This window comes from Moorena sp. SIO3I8 (genome assembly GCF_010692325.1).
In the GTDB taxonomy this organism is placed as follows: domain Bacteria; phylum Cyanobacteriota; class Cyanobacteriia; order Cyanobacteriales; family Coleofasciculaceae; genus Moorena.
The window spans coordinates 1-15,578 of record NZ_JAAHHW010000005.1; the positions used below are offsets into that span (position 1 = coordinate 1).

Annotated in this window: 23 protein-coding genes; 3 read left to right on the forward strand and 20 right to left on the reverse strand. The window is 41.4% G+C overall.

The window, feature by feature from the left end; all coding sequences use genetic code 11:
* Positions 1 to 157 precede the first annotated feature (157 nt).
* The gene (locus F6K51_RS03180; protein WP_365939899.1) at positions 158 to 1,183 is read left to right on the forward strand and encodes an ATP-binding protein; all 1,026 of its coding nucleotides are present in this window, start codon (positions 158 to 160) and stop codon (positions 1,181 to 1,183) included.
* On the opposite strand, the gene F6K51_RS03185 is transcribed toward F6K51_RS03180, so the two are convergent.
* The 19 genes from F6K51_RS03185 to F6K51_RS03275 form a co-directional block, all read right to left on the reverse strand.
* Positions 1,180 to 1,410, reverse strand: coding sequence for a hypothetical protein (locus F6K51_RS03185; RefSeq protein WP_293017995.1), 231 nt, complete (start codon positions 1,408 to 1,410; stop codon positions 1,180 to 1,182). The genes F6K51_RS03180 and F6K51_RS03185 overlap by 4 nt on opposite strands.
* Before the next feature lie 185 nt (positions 1,411 to 1,595).
* Positions 1,596 to 1,868, reverse strand: coding sequence for a hypothetical protein (locus F6K51_RS03190; RefSeq protein WP_293017996.1), 273 nt, complete (start codon positions 1,866 to 1,868; stop codon positions 1,596 to 1,598).
* Entirely contained in the window at positions 1,865 to 2,086 is a 222-nt protein-coding gene (locus tag F6K51_RS03195; protein ID WP_287314436.1) for a hypothetical protein, read from the reverse strand. Before F6K51_RS03195 ends, F6K51_RS03190 begins: the two co-directional genes overlap by 4 nt.
* Positions 2,087 to 2,371: 285 nt before the next feature.
* Positions 2,372 to 2,779 (reverse strand): GPW/gp25 family protein, encoded by a 408-nt coding sequence (locus F6K51_RS03200; RefSeq protein WP_293017998.1) that lies wholly within the window; start codon positions 2,777 to 2,779, stop codon positions 2,372 to 2,374.
* Positions 2,780 to 3,084: 305 nt separating this feature from the next.
* Complete coding sequence (locus F6K51_RS03205; protein ID WP_293018000.1) at positions 3,085 to 3,780, reverse strand: Uma2 family endonuclease; 696 nt, start codon at positions 3,778 to 3,780, stop codon at positions 3,085 to 3,087.
* Positions 3,781 to 4,027: 247 nt separating this feature from the next.
* On the reverse strand, positions 4,028 to 5,671 hold the full coding sequence (vgrG, locus tag F6K51_RS03210) for a type VI secretion system tip protein VgrG (RefSeq protein WP_293018002.1): 1,644 nt from the start codon (positions 5,669 to 5,671) through the stop codon (positions 4,028 to 4,030).
* A 6-nt stretch (positions 5,672 to 5,677) separates the two neighbouring features.
* Positions 5,678 to 6,397: a hypothetical protein gene (locus tag F6K51_RS03215; protein ID WP_293018004.1), complete on the reverse strand. Its 720-nt coding sequence runs from the start codon at positions 6,395 to 6,397 to the stop codon at positions 5,678 to 5,680.
* Entirely contained in the window at positions 6,394 to 6,597 is a 204-nt protein-coding gene (locus tag F6K51_RS03220) for a hypothetical protein (protein WP_293018006.1), read from the reverse strand. Before F6K51_RS03220 ends, F6K51_RS03215 begins: the two co-directional genes overlap by 4 nt.
* A 273-nt stretch (positions 6,598 to 6,870) precedes the next feature.
* Positions 6,871 to 7,074: a DUF5908 family protein gene (locus F6K51_RS03225; RefSeq protein ID WP_293018008.1), complete on the reverse strand. Its 204-nt coding sequence runs from the start codon at positions 7,072 to 7,074 to the stop codon at positions 6,871 to 6,873.
* A gap of 2 nt (positions 7,075 to 7,076) precedes the next feature.
* Positions 7,077 to 7,559 (reverse strand): phage tail protein, encoded by a 483-nt coding sequence (locus F6K51_RS03230; protein ID WP_293018011.1) that lies wholly within the window; start codon positions 7,557 to 7,559, stop codon positions 7,077 to 7,079.
* Between the two features lie 293 nt (positions 7,560 to 7,852).
* On the reverse strand, positions 7,853 to 8,317 hold the full coding sequence (locus F6K51_RS03235; protein ID WP_293018013.1) for a phage tail protein: 465 nt from the start codon (positions 8,315 to 8,317) through the stop codon (positions 7,853 to 7,855).
* 17 nt (positions 8,318 to 8,334) lie between these two features.
* Positions 8,335 to 8,469, reverse strand: a complete 135-nt coding sequence (locus F6K51_RS03240) for a hypothetical protein (protein ID WP_293018015.1) — start codon at positions 8,467 to 8,469, stop codon at positions 8,335 to 8,337.
* Positions 8,470 to 8,580: 111 nt separating this feature from the next.
* Positions 8,581 to 8,703 carry a hypothetical protein gene (locus tag F6K51_RS03245; protein ID WP_293018017.1) on the reverse strand — a complete coding sequence of 41 codons (123 nt, stop codon included), beginning with the start codon at positions 8,701 to 8,703 and terminating at the stop codon, positions 8,581 to 8,583.
* Between the two features lie 54 nt (positions 8,704 to 8,757).
* Complete coding sequence (locus tag F6K51_RS03250) at positions 8,758 to 10,767, reverse strand: phage tail sheath C-terminal domain-containing protein (protein ID WP_293018019.1); 2,010 nt, start codon at positions 10,765 to 10,767, stop codon at positions 8,758 to 8,760.
* Positions 10,768 to 10,791: 24 nt separating this feature from the next.
* On the reverse strand, positions 10,792 to 11,706 hold the full coding sequence (locus F6K51_RS03255; RefSeq protein ID WP_293018021.1) for a hypothetical protein: 915 nt from the start codon (positions 11,704 to 11,706) through the stop codon (positions 10,792 to 10,794).
* A 38-nt stretch (positions 11,707 to 11,744) separates the two neighbouring features.
* Entirely contained in the window at positions 11,745 to 12,314 is a 570-nt protein-coding gene (locus F6K51_RS03260) for a DUF4255 domain-containing protein (protein ID WP_293018023.1), read from the reverse strand.
* A gap of 163 nt (positions 12,315 to 12,477) precedes the next feature.
* Positions 12,478 to 12,651: a hypothetical protein gene (locus F6K51_RS03265; RefSeq protein WP_293018025.1), complete on the reverse strand. Its 174-nt coding sequence runs from the start codon at positions 12,649 to 12,651 to the stop codon at positions 12,478 to 12,480.
* 57 nt (positions 12,652 to 12,708) lie between these two features.
* Complete coding sequence (locus F6K51_RS03270; protein WP_293018027.1) at positions 12,709 to 13,002, reverse strand: hypothetical protein; 294 nt, start codon at positions 13,000 to 13,002, stop codon at positions 12,709 to 12,711.
* 166 nt (positions 13,003 to 13,168) lie between these two features.
* Positions 13,169 to 13,951 (reverse strand): globin domain-containing protein, encoded by a 783-nt coding sequence (locus F6K51_RS03275; RefSeq protein WP_293018029.1) that lies wholly within the window; start codon positions 13,949 to 13,951, stop codon positions 13,169 to 13,171.
* Between the two features lie 280 nt (positions 13,952 to 14,231).
* Here F6K51_RS03275 and F6K51_RS03280 point away from each other — a divergent pair, with 280 nt between their 5' ends.
* Together F6K51_RS03280 and F6K51_RS03285 are read left to right on the forward strand one after the other, a co-directional pair.
* Entirely contained in the window at positions 14,232 to 14,357 is a 126-nt protein-coding gene (locus tag F6K51_RS03280; protein WP_293018031.1) for a hypothetical protein, read from the forward strand.
* A gap of 196 nt (positions 14,358 to 14,553) precedes the next feature.
* Positions 14,554 to 15,264, forward strand: a complete 711-nt coding sequence (locus tag F6K51_RS03285; RefSeq protein ID WP_293018033.1) for a Crp/Fnr family transcriptional regulator — start codon at positions 14,554 to 14,556, stop codon at positions 15,262 to 15,264.
* Between the two features lie 47 nt (positions 15,265 to 15,311).
* Here F6K51_RS03285 and F6K51_RS03290 read toward each other — a convergent pair whose 3' ends face one another.
* Complete coding sequence (locus F6K51_RS03290) at positions 15,312 to 15,509, reverse strand: twin-arginine translocase TatA/TatE family subunit (protein WP_364302334.1); 198 nt, start codon at positions 15,507 to 15,509, stop codon at positions 15,312 to 15,314.
* Positions 15,510 to 15,578 lie beyond the last annotated feature (69 nt).

The window sequence follows — 15,578 nt, forward strand, 5'->3', positions numbered from 1 at the left end:
GTAGAGTCTTGAATTTTGAATTTTGAATTTTGAATTTTGAATTGATCACAGGCAGCTTGAATAGTAGCATGATTGAGGTTAAACTGTACCGCGATGCGCTCAAGTTGACCGAAAAATTGACTGTCAGCGGACTATTGTTAACCTTGACATCCCCCCATTGAGCCACGAGGAAAAATATTGCCTGTGGGAAAGCCATATAGGGTCAGCAGCAGCAGAACTTAACGGTCAACTTGAGCGCATCGCGGTACAGTTTAACCTCAATCATGCTACTATTCAAGCTGCCTGTGATCAATTCAAAATTCAAAATTCAAAATTCAAAATTCAAGACTCTACTCAATTATGGGATTTCTGCCGCCATAATGCCCGTAATCAATTAGATCACTTAGCGCAACCTATCAATGCTACGGCTACCTGGGACGATTTGGTATTACCAACCCCACAACGGCTGCTTCTTGGGGATATTGCCACTCATCTCAGACACAAGTATAAAGTCTATCAGCAATGGGGTTTCGCCCAAAAAGGCCATCGGGGTTTGGGCATCAGCGCCCTATTTTACGGGGCTAGCGGTACTGGTAAAACCATGGCAGCAGAGGTATTAGCTAAGGAATTTCGCCTGGATCTTTATCGCATCGACCTAAGTAGAGTTGTCAGTAAATATATTGGTGAGACCGAAAAGAATCTGCGGCGGATCTTTGATGCAGCAGAAACCGGAAGTGCTATTCTTCTGTTTGACGAAGCGGATGCCCTGTTTGGTAAGCGTACCCAAGTTCAAGACAGTCACGACCGCCACGCTAACATCGAAGTCAGCTATTTGCTGCAACGCATGGAAGCCTATCAAGGGTTAGCTATTTTGACCACCAATTTCCAAAGCGCCCTCGATAGTGCCTTTTCCCGCCGCATTCGCTTTGTGGTGGAGTTTCCTTTTCCCCAACCCGAAATCCGTACCCAAATTTGGCAGCGCATTTTTCCTGCCCAGACACCAACCCAAAACTTAAATTACCAGAAACTGGGTCAACTCAATGTAGCTGGCGGAAATATTCGCAATATTGCCCTAAATGCCGCCTTTTTGGCCGCCGCCGCCGATGAACCCGTGAACATGGAACATATCTATGAAGCCACAAAACGGGAATATCTTAAATTGAAGAAAATGTTGACAAACGAAGAGATAGAAGGGTGGTTTTAGTTGTGGGGAGTTTTAGGGAATAGGGAATAGGGAATAGGGAATAGGGAACAGGGAACAGGGAATAGGGAATAGGGAATAGGTAGAGTGGGCATCCTGCCCGCTCGAACAGTGGCGTAGGGTGGGCAAATGCTGTACCTCTGACAATTTGATCTGGAATCGGGTCCATTTGCCCACCAAACCTGAAGCGTAGGTAGTGGCGTAGGGTGGGCAAATGCTGATCCAATCACAATAAGATCTCGAATCCTCGACATGCAGCCCACCCTACAAGCTGTTGCTCTTTTTTTGACCTAAGTCAGGTATTTGCCTTGATGAGACTTTTTTCGTGACCGAATTTGCCATTGTGCTATGCCTGATTTTCGGTTTTTTTTGGGTCAGTCTTTTTCTTTGTAAGTTTTATCTAGCGGCAATCACATTATAACTTTTTAAGTAACTTATCATATTCAGTGTGAGAGCCAATCCAAAACCAAACTATTGTATCTGTCTTTTTCATAACTCCTACAGCACGCCAACCGATTCCCACCCTAACAGAGTATATTGGCTCTTGAGTCTGAAGTTTCTTAAACTCTAAACTTGGATGGTTGGGATTCTGTTTCCAAAGTTTATAATTTTTTCGTGCAGTCTGCTTTACTTTTTCTGGTAATTTTCCAAAACAGTTTACAAAGTCATTGGTTAATTCTGACTTCATAATTCATCAAAACCCATAACTTTCGTTTCCCCTATCTTAGATTCATTTAATGCTTTACGGGCTAATTCGTCTAGGAAAGAGGTTTGAGATTGTGATAATGTTTTTTGCCATTTAAGTTCATTCTCAATATCTTCGATTAACTGATGAGCCAGTTCGTCTTGTATCTCTTCTGGTAAATTTTGTGCTTTCTGAAAAGCCTCTGTTAATAGATAAGTCATTAATTTCAGTATTTATCAGGAAAAACGTCTCTAAATAAATGTTAGCTTAAGTTTTCGTTTACATGCCTTACAGCGGCAATAGGGGAGTGGGCGCGGGGAGTGCGGGGCGGGGGCGCGGGGAGTGGCGTAGGGTGGGCAAATGCTGAGCCACTTCCCTATTTGATCTGGAATCATCGACATGCAGCCCACCCTACAAGCTCTGTTCCCTGTTCCCTGTTCCCTGTTCCCTGTTCCCTATTCCCTGTTCTTTGTACCTCACCCAATTGAAAACCGCTATACAAGAACTCAAACCGTTTGAGCTTCATTAAGATAAAAAGGATAAACCAGGTTAAACCTAGAATTAGTGACTCGCACGGTATAGGTAATACTTATTAACAACAATCCGTCTATTTCACTGTCCTCTATATTTATCTCCTCCACATCTATACGATGCTCATGGTTCAAAAGAGCATCAGAAATCGTGCCTCGAATTCCCGTAATTAACCCTTGAGTAATTTCCTCAAACAGAAACTGACTCAATTCGCAACCAAAGTCAGGCTGCATAATCCGTTCCCCTGGACGGGTTGACAGGATAATTTCCAAACTTTGGACAATATCCTCGTGATCAGAAACCATCTCCACCCTTCCAGTATCCCGGTTAAATGTCGGGGGAAAACTCCATCCTGTCCCTAAAAAAGAGCGGTTTTCTTCCATTTGCCTCTTGCCTCTTGCCTTATGTGTCTTTGTAGGGTGCGTTAGCTTTTAGCGTAACGCACCATTGTCCCGAATTTGGTGCGTTACGCTGTCACTAACGCACCCTACGGACTGTTCCCTGTTCCCTGACTTTGGTGCGTTACGCTGTCACTAACGCACCCTACGGACTGTTTTCTTCCATTTGCCTCTTGCCTCTTGCCTCTTGCCTATTACCTATTACCTATTGCCTATTACCTATTACCTATTACCTATTACCTATTACCTATTACCTATTACCCATTACCTATTGCCTCTTGCCTCAAGTTCTAGTCAACCTTCCCCTTATCGGTCAATTTATTTACTAGATTTTCATGTTCTGGTGATTTTAATCCCTCCTGTAAAATGGCTAATACTTGGCCTAAGTCTCCAGTTAGTAAAGCGTCTTGGGCTAACCATAAGCCAGGGAAGTAGTCACTACAGATAATGCCTTTATCATTCGGTTTTAGTTTTATATATTTTCCTTCCCTTAACCGAAACCAATCAAGTTCTCCGTCATAAACCCGCCAAACTAAATATTCTTGAACTTGATTACGTCGGTAAGCTTTTAATTTATCATTTAAATCAATAGAGGCCGTACTAGCTGCTATTTCTACGATTAATTCTGGCGCACCTTCTACATAGCCGTCTTCACTAATCCTTGATTGTCCATCTACCGTTAGTCTTAGTAAAGCATCCGGTTGAGGTTCATTGTCTGCATCTAGACGTACAGTCGCATTATCGCCCACTTCTACCCCTGGTGTAGCTGACCAATATGTACCCAACCAAGTCATAATACGAGCATGGGGATTAGCATGTTGGGTCATTCTTAAGGGTGATGCCATATAAACAACTCCTTCGATTAATTCCGCTTTTTTGACATTGGGCATCTGTGCATAACGCTGTTCAAATTCAACCTGAGTAAGTAGATCTCCACTTTCAAGGGGTGGAATTGGATTTTTTGGTTTTAATATGGTTTGAGACATGGTTGTTTTTAGCAGTAGGATTTGTAGGATTTGTAGGGTGCGTTAGCTTTTAGTGTAACGCACCAAAGTTCGTACAATGGTGCGTTACGCTATCGCTAACACACCCTACGGACTGTTGCCTCTTGCCTCTTGCCTCTTGCCTTTTGCCTCTTGTATCATCTCAGGATAATTACCCTTAATAAAAATCTCCCCCATCTCCCCATCTCCCCATCTCCCCATCTCCCCGCGCCCCCGCCCCACCCTTGCCTCAATTAATATCCACCCTCGAGCCTTTAATCTTGATATAGTTACCCTCCATCACAAGGTCTTTACTTGATTTTATCTTAATTCCTTGATTATCCATCGTAATTGTATTCCCATTTTCATCTTCCAATTTAATCCCTTTATCCTGCTCGGATAATTTAAAGGTATTGCCATTGCCTGTACTAATTTCGATTAACTTATTTTCATCATCAAATATAAGTTTTAGGGAGTTTTTGGTAACTATTCCTTTCTTATTATTTTCCTTGGTTACTGTCAAACCAGGGGGCAAAGCATTTTTACCACTATGCACCGCACCCAGAATTATCGCTTGTCTAGGGTCATCATTGATAAAACCGAGAATAACCTCATCCCCGGTTTCTGGTCTAAAGAAAATACCCCTTTTATTACCAGCCTCAACAGAGGCTAATCTTGCCCAAACAATACCATCTTTTTCAATTGAAGGAATTCTGACTTTTACCCTAAACTGTTTTTCTGGATCCGCTTCATACTTATCCACAATCCCAATTTGCAACCCATGGATAGCTGGAATCAATCCCGCCACTGGTGTATCAATAATGTCATTAGTTTGTTGATAAAACCAGCTAGCTGACAAGCCAAATTGTACATAGGTTTGCCAGCCTTGTCTACTAAATTGATGTCGAATAGCCGTTACTAAAGTTTTGCCATTGAAGCGCTTTCCTATTCCATCAATTTTTATCATATCTCCTGGTTTAATATCAGCAAATCCAGGTAAGTTGAAGCGACCTTTAAACAGTGACAGACGACTTTTTTGTAACTTGGCATCTGCCCAAGCTTTTACTTCCTGGTCATCTAAGGGAGCTAAACTGATTAATTGATAGTTATCTGCACCAATGGTTTTGGCTAATTCATCTCCTTTTAAATTACCCTGGGTGGTAGAAAACTCTTTCGCTTTTTGTGATTGTAATAATTTCTGTGTTTTGATATCCCAAGCTGTACTTTCTACCGACGCTTTCTGATCGCAAATATCAGCTTCCATTTCAAACTGGTAAATTTCATCTTTGCCATACTCAAAGGTATGTTTTAGTTTCCCCTTTAGTAAGGGCTCTTTAACCGTAATTTCGCCATCATCAACTAAAACCCACAGACCATTGACATCCGCACGAGATAAAATGAAATCCCAGTCAGTGCAGTAATATTGCACCATTTCCTTATGCTTTGGTTTAGTTACAGCAGTAGATTTGAATTTTAACCCCCCACCCCCAGTGTTGATGACTTTGCCGATAATATCCTTGTCTGTCATATCTCGAAACACAGCACTTTTTCGTTGGGTGGTTAGTTTGTATGCTGCATCTTTTAAATCAACAGTGAGCAGAGAACTATAGCGATCGGCTTGAACACAGTGTCTAACTATAATTCCCTTAAACACTGTTGCTTCCTTTTGTTTTTCCCCTTCATAGCGAAGCTTAATTTCAATTTCTTTGCCTGGTTTAAAAAACTCTGTATTGCTAATAGCAAATTCTTGGTCTGCCGCGTCACCATCTAATAAAATAATTTGAGCTATCGGGATTTTATTCACCTCTTTGATAATGTCAATCGACATGACATTATATTCAGAGTTCATTTTTTTACCTTTACTCAAAATTGTTGCTGTGACAACACCACTCATTATTTTTTACTTCTCTATTGGCGGTAAATTGATAGTTGTTCCGGTTTTTAACTTTCTGAAGTTATTGAGATTATTAGCACGGGCAAGCTGGATATAATAAGCCGATTCACCGTATATCTCTTGAGCCATCACAGGCAACTTATCTCCAGCTTTTATAGTTCTAGTATGGGTAAGATCGGGTGAGCTTTTCTTTTCTTGTGCAATTCGCTTGGAATCTTTTATATCCTCGATAAAAACTGTATCTAACTCAGCTCTTATCGGTTTTCCGCTACGGTTAAAAAGTGTATACTTAACATTAACAGATTGGAGACGGCAATCAAAAGTTAAGTTTCCCCATTCAATTCTGAGATATTTAGGCTCATGGATTTTTCCATCCATAAATGTTGTTAGCTTCAGAAAGCGGTCTACTTGCTTGTCAACATCTCTCGTCCCTAAAAGATTGCCAACTAATGAAGCTCCGGCAAACCCAAAACCTCCATCATCTGCTACCCCTGTGTCATCTAAAATTAACTTGAGGGACAATTCTTCGGGTTTGCTGAGAGTATATTTTGCTTCGCGTCCACTGGTATTAAGTCCCTGTTTTTTTTGATAAACATTCCCGTATTGTAAGGAATAGGATTCCGGATTAAACATGACTTCAAAGGTATCTTCTCCCTTTCCAGTCCGTTTTCCATCTTTATAAACACGAATCTTCAGCTTTTCTAATTTAAAAGGGTTTTTGATCATATAATGATTATTTGGGTGAAGTATAAATTATTCTTGGGTTTTAGGGAATAGGGAATCGGGAATCGGGAATCGGGAGCAGGGAATCGGGAATCGGGAATCGGGAATCGGGAATCGGGAATCGGGAACAGGGAATAGGCAAGAGGCAAGAGGCAAGAGGCAATAGGCAATAGGCAAGAGGGAAAAAAGAATGTGTACCTCATAGCTATGAGAAACGCTATCTCATGTTATTACCATTACCTTTAATATAGCAGTCGCCAGGGCAGTTAGGACATGACAAAAGTCTCAAACCTAAGTAAGCGCAAGAGTTTGACTCTCTTGGTGCGCATTCTGATGGTGATTAGAAATCACCAGGGTCGCACCGCTTCTGACTTCTGACTTCTGACTTCTGACTTCTGACTTCTGCTATAAAAATCTCCCCCATCTCCCCATCTCCCTATCTCCCCCTCTCCCCACCCTCCCCACAGTTCCTTACCTTATCTCTCTTTTTTCCGCTCCAGTATTTTCAGTACCTGGGCCACACAAGCAGCAATTATTTCACCTTTTTGTTCATAATTTTCTCCCATCTGGGGAGCTAAAGTATTATCATAACTATGTCCATTCTCACTATTTCCATGCTTAGACTCACTATTATCCACAATGTTGGCACGAATAATTAATTCTTTGATTTCCACTGGCATAGCTAAATCCTCACACTTTGAAATCTCACATAGGCTAATTCCATCGTATCTATAACCACAGCATTGGCATTAGCATCTAGATCGGATGTTGACCATTTTACTGGATAAGCTCTCTTAAATAACCAACTAGAAACAGGAACAGTGTTTTCATCAAGCAACATGACTAAGACATTGCTGGGGGCAAATTTCATGGTACTCATAGCAACGTTAAACTCTACATTCAGAGGAGAGCCAATCACCATTCCTCGTTCTAAAACCAGATTGTTATAGGTAACCTGATTAGGCAAACGATGTCTGAAAATATTTTCACCCCCTTCACGGATGTCTGTTGTGCTTATTTCCGCAGAAATTCCCGATACCTTTTGAAAGCGAATATCTAAGGGATTAGGCAGAATTCCACCAATGAAAAAGACGACCATAAAATTAAATCCAACCGGGGGATTTTCAGTCAAAGTAAGTTCCGGAATGGGGAAATTATCTGCCATAACTTACAGCGGTTTTCAATTCGGTGAAGTACAAATTATTGGGTTTTAGGGAACAGGGAGCAGGGAGCAGGGAGCAGGGAAGAGAGAAGAGGAACCCACCCCTAACCCCTCCCAGGAGGGGAACATAGGGAACAGGTCAAAAATATTGTGTACCTGATTAGGTTATAAACCGCTATAGACCTCTTGTAAAAATAGTTATTTGTCCGATAGTGTTATTCTCAATTCTTGATTCCCTGTTCCCTGTTCCCTGTTCCCTGTTCCCTGTTACCGACCATTGCCGGGAACTCTAATGATTATAATGGAGGGTTATTAACCTTGAGAGTATTAGCCATTAGTTCTAAACTTTCAATAGCAACTTCATTGCTAGTGGCATTAAATGACGGTGCATCTAATTTCTTAGGGAAAGCATTTCCAACTTCCCAGGAGACAACTGCTTCACCTGACTCGTCTAACAAGTCAATCCTAAGATCTCGCTTTTCGACGGTATTGAGGTTAATCGTGCTAAACCATTCAAATAAATAGCTGTCTTTTCTGACAATTCCTTTCTGTAGGGTTAGGTTAATGGGAGTGTCCAATCCTGGCATGTACTTTGGCCCATCTTTATAACTCAGGCCATCTCGATAAGTAATCGTTTCAAATTCAATGCTTAATCCCGATACCTCTGAGAAAGCGTGGGAATCATCTCCATCGATGGTGACTCGGTAATAAAATACCGGAATTGGATAAGTATCTTTGATTTGTTGTACTGTGTCTGCCATGATTTATGTTTCCTTAATTACTTTAGGTTTAGTTTGACTGTTATAGCGGTTTGTAATTTGGTGAGGTACAGAGTTTCTGGTTTTAGGGAACAGCGGATCTGGGAACAGGGAAAAGATAAGAGGGAACAGGACAAAAATTTTGTGTACCTCATTAGACTAAAAACCGCTAGATAAGGTAAGCTATCAGCTTAAGCGCTACGCGCACGCTACGCGAACAGCTATCAGCTATCAGCTTAAGCGCTACGCGCACGCTACGCGAACAGCTATTGGCCTATGGCCACGCTACGGGAATGGCTCACGGCTGACCACTGACCGCTGACCACTGACCACTGACCACTGACCACTGACCACTGACCACTGACCACTGACCACTGACCACTGACCACTGACCGCTGAATGCTTACAATTTTGAATTTTGAATTTTGAATTTTGAATTCCCCCTATGCTTCCTGTAATTTATGGGAGAATTTCAGGATAATGAACTCAGCCGGACGGACTGCTGCCAGACCAATTTCCACAATCATCCGTCCTTCTAAAATGTCCTGTGCTCTCATGCTTTTACCCAGTCCGATATTAACAAAGAAAGCTTGTTCAGGAGTGCTACCAGCCAGGGCACCCTGTCGCCATAATCCCTCTAGATAACTTTCAATTAGGGACTTCACTTTCAGCCAGGTGATGGTGTTGTTAGACTCAAAGACCACAAATGCAGTGGCTTTCTGAATCGATTCTTCAATCAGATTGAACAGTCTGCGCACAGGGATATAGCGCCATTCATTGTCATTACCCGCTAAAGTCCTTGCTCCCCAAATTAAAGTTCCTTTTCCGGTAAAGCTACGAATAGCATTGATGGATTTACCGGCGGTGGGATCAACGTTAAGATTTTCCTGTTCCTCGTTGGTAATTTTTTCCGTAGGCGCAAGTACCGATGCCAAGCTGACATTAGCAGGTGCTTTCCAAACTCCCCTGTCCCGATCTACCCTGGCATATACCCCTGCTACAGCAGCACTTGGAGGTAATACGACTCGCTGTTTACCTAGTTCAGTCTTAACCTTGTTATACAAATCTGTTTTAGTAGTTTTGTAATACTCTAGAGGAGGAGGGGTAGTGAGAGGTTTTGCACTACCATCTGAATTTTCTGAATCTGATGATATATCGGCACTACCATCTGAATTTTCTGAATCTGATGATATATCGGCACTACCATCTCCGCTTTGCTTTATTTCAAAATTATTATCAGTGCTATTTCCAGCTTTCCATGTTTTCCATGCGTCGGTAATTTGTTTTACAGTTGCTGTGTTTCTTTTGAGTTTTATTGTTAGAGTCAAGTTACTGTCAATTTCAAAGTCTACATCTGTTGGCTGATTCTTGTCAAGAGTAATAGCTACTTTGGGTTCATCGTTCTCCGGACCGACATAAGTGACTAAAATACCATTAAGGTCTGTGTTGTACACCTTGGGATGTAGGGCTTCGAGAGGTGTTGGATTGACAACTGATGATATATCGTCACTACCATCTCCGTTTTGCTCTATATTGAAGGAATTACCATTGCTATTTTCAGGAATTTTTTTCCATTTTTTCCATTCGGCGATGATGTTTTTTCCTTTTGCACTGCTTGCATTGAGTTTTATTGTTAGAGTCTTAGTATTACGGTCGAGCGAAAAATCGATATTTTGTTTTTGATCTGTACCTGTACTAGTAGTAATAGCTACTTTAGGTTGATCTTCCTTATTCCCTGTATACGTGACTAGAATACCTTTAGGGTCTGTGGTGTATTCAAAGCGTATGTCTAGGACTGATACAGTTACAGAAACATCGGTGTAATAGTAGTTGAGTGATGTTTGGAGGTAGGGAGAATAAGCTGCGCCATATTTTAAATATGCTGTACCAATTCCATCTCGGAATTCATCAACTTTATCTTTCATAACGTCGAAGATTGCAAACCGATCTTTTAATTTATTGCATTGCATCAAAGCTTGTCCACAAAGATCGTAATAATCGGTTTCAGTACTTAAATTAGCGGCATCGGTAAGCATGATTAAAGTGGGTTCATCTTCTTTTTCTAAAGCTGATAAGCCTGCTCTAAAATCATTATTTTTTTTAGTTCCGTTGTAATTACCCACCGAAACAATGTAACAACTGCCCCCACCGTTATCAAAATACATCCGCAAGGCATAATACATTAAATACTTGAATTCAGGAGGTTCAATGCTAGCAATACCATCTCCGTTTGCTGTTACTACAAATTTACTTGCTTGAGCTTTGCCAAACAAAGTTTCATAGTCAAGCAGTGAACTAATTCGAGTGGGTGTATTGGTTAAATCTTCACTGCCTCGTTTAGCTTTCTCTGTGTAACCGATAAAAGCTGGAATCGCTGTAGATACCTCAGCGACTGAGGGGGGAAATGTAGAAATTTCCTCGACATAAACATTGGGAGTTTTATACGTTACCATGGTTCAATCCTTACGTTTCAATTTTTATAGGTATTTCAGGGCATTAATGACTTGAATTCCGTTCTGATTAGGGGGATTAGGTAAATGATCAATCCACACAGAGGGATCGCCAAGTTCAGTCTTTTTCTTTTTTAAAAGTTGAATATTTTTTATCCCAGCTTCCTGACAAGCAATTTCTAAACATGATTTAAAGCAATATTGTTGAGATTTAGGAAATTGTTGGTTAAGGGCAGAAAATATTGACTCTGTATCTTCAGACTCGACACAAGGTATAAATTGAATTTTTGGGTTCCTGGTTGTCTCTTTATCTTCAATCAAGAATTCATCGCTATTATTTACATTAGTTACCAAGTAATAGTACCACAGTTGTTTTTTTGCTTTAAAGATGATTTTATATTCCCTCACTTCATTCAAATCTTTAGGCATGGAAGAGTTATTATAAATATCCACAATGGCTAAAATATTCTGTCCCCTGGGCACTTTTAGATAACAGAAGTTAGTATAGTTTTTATCCTCTGACACTTTGATTTCATTCTTTTTTTCATTGCTAACATGAAACAAAATAGCATTTATACTGGATTTCCATTTACTATATATGCAATCAATATCTGTGAATTCAATATCTGTGAATTCAATAAAATCTTGATTTTTGATTTTCAATAGAAAAGTAAATCGCAAATTATCAGCAAGTTCTATCCAGGGTTTCTGTTCTGAATTTTCTGAATTTTCTGAATTTTCTGAATTTTCTGAATTTTCTGAATCTTCCGTAACTACTGGGGCAATGACCACTATTCCGTTAACTTTATTCTTAACAATCAGACGATGACCCCTAAGTATCCTGCTACATTCAGGTGTTGGTTCAACACTTAAGTCCGGGCAGACTTTATCCCGATAATAGTCGTGAAGAATACTTAATTCAAAGAGTGGCTTATAAAGCATAATCTAGATGACCCTTGGGTTTTAGTTTGGCGGCGATACTAGATTCTTGAACTACTAACTTCCTTCTCAGTTACATCAGAGCCAATTTCCACCGTATCCCCATCGGCAAAGACAACCATTCTGACTTTATAAATGACTGAAGGCATATAAGACATGCCTAAACCAGACCAAACCTCTCTTTGTTCAGTAAAAGGCAAATTAACCAGTTCTATGGTCAACTTTTGGATCTCCGAACTGAGGGTTGGAGAGTTACGACAATCAAATAATCGATGACTTTGAAAGTATTTGATAATTAGGGATAAAAACTTTAAAGATTGCCGGTAATTAGTAAAATTAGCAGCATAGAGAACGTATAAATTGAGGTAAAGATTAGGGTTGTTTTGCTGGTTACCCCCCTGATTAGGCATCCTTTCATAGGCGGCACCAGAACGAAAGGTATAGTCTTCTTCTAAGTTGACTAATAAGGTAGTAATCGCATTCTCTTCTAAGGAAACTTCTTTCCCGTTGCGATCCTGAAGAAATAAGACCTCAAAAGCCTGACCCCCGGTTTTTACTCGGATGTAGCTGTTGAGTTGTTCCTTAAGAAACGAGAGAACATGATCCAACATAGGTAGTATCTATCCCGCCTAATAATTGGAGGATAATATTGACAAGAAGACTATGGAATAGGGCAATAGGTTTTCTATACTTATAACTGCCACCAAAATAACCCTAACATGAAAAACAACAAAAGAGAGAAAATCCCTAAAAATGAAATATATCGTAACATTTTTAGGAATATTCAACAATGAAATATATCGTAATATTTTTAGGAATATAGCGGTTTTTAATTGGGTGAGGTACAGAGTCCTTGGTTTTAGGGAACAGGGAACAGGGAACAGGGAACAGGGAAAAAATCCTGTGTACCTCATTAGGATAGAAACCGCTATATTCAACTCGGATCATTTTTCGTAAGCAGTCAGCAGTCAGCAGTCAGCAGTCAGCCGTTGGCCGTTGGCCACGCTACTTGAGGTGCTTATAGCGTTTCTTATAGCTATGAGGTACACAGGATTTTTGGCATTGCTGAGGGGCGGGATGAATAGGAGTGGGGTGGGCATCCTGCCCGCCTGGGAATATTGATAACGGGCAAGATGCCCATTCCACCAAGATGCCCGTTCCACCAACATGCCCATTCCACCAAGATGCCCGTTCCACCAACATGCCCATTCCACCAACATGCCCGTTCCACCAACATGCCCGTTCCACCAACATGCCCGTTCCACCAACATGCCCGTTCCACCAACATGCCCGTTCCACGGCAACTGGAAATCAACGGTTAACATCACCTACGTTTCCTGAGCTGATGTTAACCGTTGAGCAGGTTTTGACTGCTGGGAATTTAAACTAACGGCAATATAGCAGTTCTCATATTCCCTACTCCCTACTCCCTACTCCCTGTTCCCGACTCCCGACTCCCAGATTGCTATAATGATTGATAGATTTGACGTTCTCGGTTAATAAAAATATCAGCTAATATCTGATAAGCTTCTGTCCAAGCTACTATCATTTCCTCTGTCGCCGCTTCATCCAACACATCCTTCATCGCTTGTAGTAAACTCTCTCCCACAATGGGATATTGTTCTGGTTTAACATTGGTTTTTACATGACGATGGGCAATCAACTCAACCATTGATTTTAAATCCTCCGGATTATCAATTTTGGTAGCATAACTATAGACTGCTGTAGCTAATTTTGCTGGTTGAGAACCATTAGCTTGAGCTGACATATCAAACTGTGCTTTTACCTCTGGATGGTTGTGAAACATGATTTCATACATCCGAGTAGTAATTTGCTTACCATGCTTTTTGAGGAGGGGGGCTGTGGACTTGATGATATCTATGGTTTCTTGGCTAACCTGATTCACCGGTAAGGGCTGTTCCGAGAGGGTTAGCAGAAATTTAAGATTTTCTTGGGCTTGTAACTTATGAGGTGCTTTAGCAGGTATAAAGATAAAGACTCCTGCTTCTAAGGTAATCTCTTTCTGGTCTAAAGTCAGAATTCCTTTCCCTTCAATTACCGTGATGGCCGCATTACGAGGTGAAGTATGCTCCTCAATTGCTGTACCTTTTGCCAAACAAAATAGGGTGTATTGGCAATTGTTATCCTTGAGCAAAACTTTGCTAATCATCCCTGTATGTGGATAGTCAGCTAATTTTTGTAGAGAAGTGCTAAACGATGTGTTTGCTTTAGCGATCGCATTAACCATTATCCTTTCCTCATCACAAATTTAGGAAGTTCTAAGATTTGGAAATATAGCGTTACGCGCAAGGCAAGAGGCAAGAGGCAAGAGGCAAAAGTTCACTAAAAGAGCGTTTCAGCTTGTATCAATGTCAAACACCTTAATGCGTAGTGCTATATCTCTGAACTCGTTGCTAGTTTTACTGTGACAGAAATAGTTAGGGCTGTCCTTGAGCTAGCTCATAAAGGAAGTAAAAGCAAAGGGAGTAGGGAGTAGGGAGTAGGGAAAGGGAGGGAAGTGTGGGGGGATGGGGAGATGGGGAGATGGGGAGATGGGGAGATGGGGAGATGGGGAAATGGGGAGTCAGATGAGGATATGCATCAAGACCATTAGAAAAAAAGTATTTAAAGATACCAAATTAATCTCAAACTAATTCTTCCCTCTCCTCCCTCTCCCCACACACACTCTTGTGCTCTCCCCTCTCTCCCCACACTACCCCCTCTCCCCACACTCTTCTCCCTGTTCCCTGTTCCCTGCTCCCTGTTCCCTGCTCCCTGCTCCCTGCTCCCTGCTCCCTACCGAATTGAGAAATACTATAACTATCAAACACTCTCAAAGGACTGGTAGGCATGGTCTCATCCATAGAACAATTAGCTCAAGTCTGGGTGCTGAAAGACCTAGAAACCTCAGCGCTAGAGAATCTTCAGCCTTATACCAAAGTACGGACTTATTTGCGGGATGAGATTGTGATCTACGAGGGCGATCGCCTCCCCTGCCAACTCTATGCCTTAATCAAGGGAACCCTGCAAATTAAAAAAACCGGGACGAGTGGTAAAGAAAGCCTTTTGCGCATCATCCCTGAGGGGGATATTTTTGCAGCTCCGGCAATTTTTGGTAATGGTATTGCTCCCGCAACAGTTATTTGTCAGGTGGACTCCCTAGTGCTAACCATAGAACGAGAGGCCCTGTTAGAGACTATTCGCCATACCCCAGAAGTGGCGTTGCGAATCCTGGAAGTCTTTAACCAACGCCTGCAACAAATTCATAACACCGTACATGGGCTAATTTCTGAAAGGGCAATTGTACGACTGGTGCGTCTACTGCAATACTATGCAACTCGCTATGGAACTCAGTCTGTTGCTCAGGGAGACTCCTTAAATGTCAACCTTCCGTACTATCAAATTGCTCGCAGTATAGGTATAACCTATGAAGAATGCGTGCGTTTGTTCAAAAAGATAAATTCGATCAATTCAGTGGTTACCTACAAGCGGGGAGGCAAAATTATTATCAATGACTGGCAGCAGTTAGATGCGTTCGCGAAGCGTAGCCCTTCGGGCTAATCGCGGACAACGAAGTAGGATGAATCAAGCGCTGAAAGTTTTGTTAATTATGAATCTTTCTGCTCAGTTTGTGACTCCTTAGCGTCTGATGTCGGATTATTCATCTCGTCTTTGAAGCCTCTGAGGGTTTTCCCTAGGGCGCTGCCGATTTCAGGAATTTTCTTCGGTCCAAAAATCACAACCGCCACAACGCCAATAATCATTACTTCCGGCCATCCTAAACCAAACATATCAATTTCCTCCAAACTCCTTTTAACCTAGAATTAACCTTGAACTGCTTGATAGCACTTAGCCCATCCTACTTCACAGCAAAG

Coding starts and splice junctions, on each gene's coding strand:
- F6K51_RS03190 (WP_293017996.1), bottom strand. CDS start 1,868: ATGAAGTCAGAATTAACCAATGACTTTGTAAACTGTTTTGGAAAATTA.
- F6K51_RS03195 (WP_287314436.1), bottom strand. CDS start 2,086: ATGACTTATCTATTAACAGAGGCTTTTCAGAAAGCACAAAATTTACCA.
- F6K51_RS03200 (WP_293017998.1), bottom strand. CDS start 2,779: ATGGAAGAAAACCGCTCTTTTTTAGGGACAGGATGGAGTTTTCCCCCG.
- F6K51_RS03205 (WP_293018000.1), bottom strand. CDS start 3,780: ATGTCTCAAACCATATTAAAACCAAAAAATCCAATTCCACCCCTTGAA.
- vgrG (WP_293018002.1), bottom strand. CDS start 5,671: ATGAGTGGTGTTGTCACAGCAACAATTTTGAGTAAAGGTAAAAAAATG.
- F6K51_RS03215 (WP_293018004.1), bottom strand. CDS start 6,397: ATGATCAAAAACCCTTTTAAATTAGAAAAGCTGAAGATTCGTGTTTAT.
- F6K51_RS03220 (WP_293018006.1), bottom strand. CDS start 6,597: ATGAGGTACACATTCTTTTTTCCCTCTTGCCTATTGCCTATTGCCTCT.
- F6K51_RS03225 (WP_293018008.1), bottom strand. CDS start 7,074: ATGCCAGTGGAAATCAAAGAATTAATTATTCGTGCCAACATTGTGGAT.
- F6K51_RS03230 (WP_293018011.1), bottom strand. CDS start 7,559: ATGGCAGATAATTTCCCCATTCCGGAACTTACTTTGACTGAAAATCCC.
- F6K51_RS03235 (WP_293018013.1), bottom strand. CDS start 8,317: ATGGCAGACACAGTACAACAAATCAAAGATACTTATCCAATTCCGGTA.
- F6K51_RS03240 (WP_293018015.1), bottom strand. CDS start 8,469: ATGAGGTACACAAAATTTTTGTCCTGTTCCCTCTTATCTTTTCCCTGT.
- F6K51_RS03250 (WP_293018019.1), bottom strand. CDS start 10,767: ATGGTAACGTATAAAACTCCCAATGTTTATGTCGAGGAAATTTCTACA.
- F6K51_RS03255 (WP_293018021.1), bottom strand. CDS start 11,706: ATGCTTTATAAGCCACTCTTTGAATTAAGTATTCTTCACGACTATTAT.
- F6K51_RS03260 (WP_293018023.1), bottom strand. CDS start 12,314: ATGTTGGATCATGTTCTCTCGTTTCTTAAGGAACAACTCAACAGCTAC.
- F6K51_RS03265 (WP_293018025.1), bottom strand. CDS start 12,651: ATGATCCGAGTTGAATATAGCGGTTTCTATCCTAATGAGGTACACAGG.
- F6K51_RS03275 (WP_293018029.1), bottom strand. CDS start 13,951: ATGGTTAATGCGATCGCTAAAGCAAACACATCGTTTAGCACTTCTCTA.
- F6K51_RS03280 (WP_293018031.1), top strand. CDS start 14,232: ATGGGGAGATGGGGAGATGGGGAGATGGGGAGATGGGGAGATGGGGAA.
- F6K51_RS03285 (WP_293018033.1), top strand. CDS start 14,554: ATGGTCTCATCCATAGAACAATTAGCTCAAGTCTGGGTGCTGAAAGAC.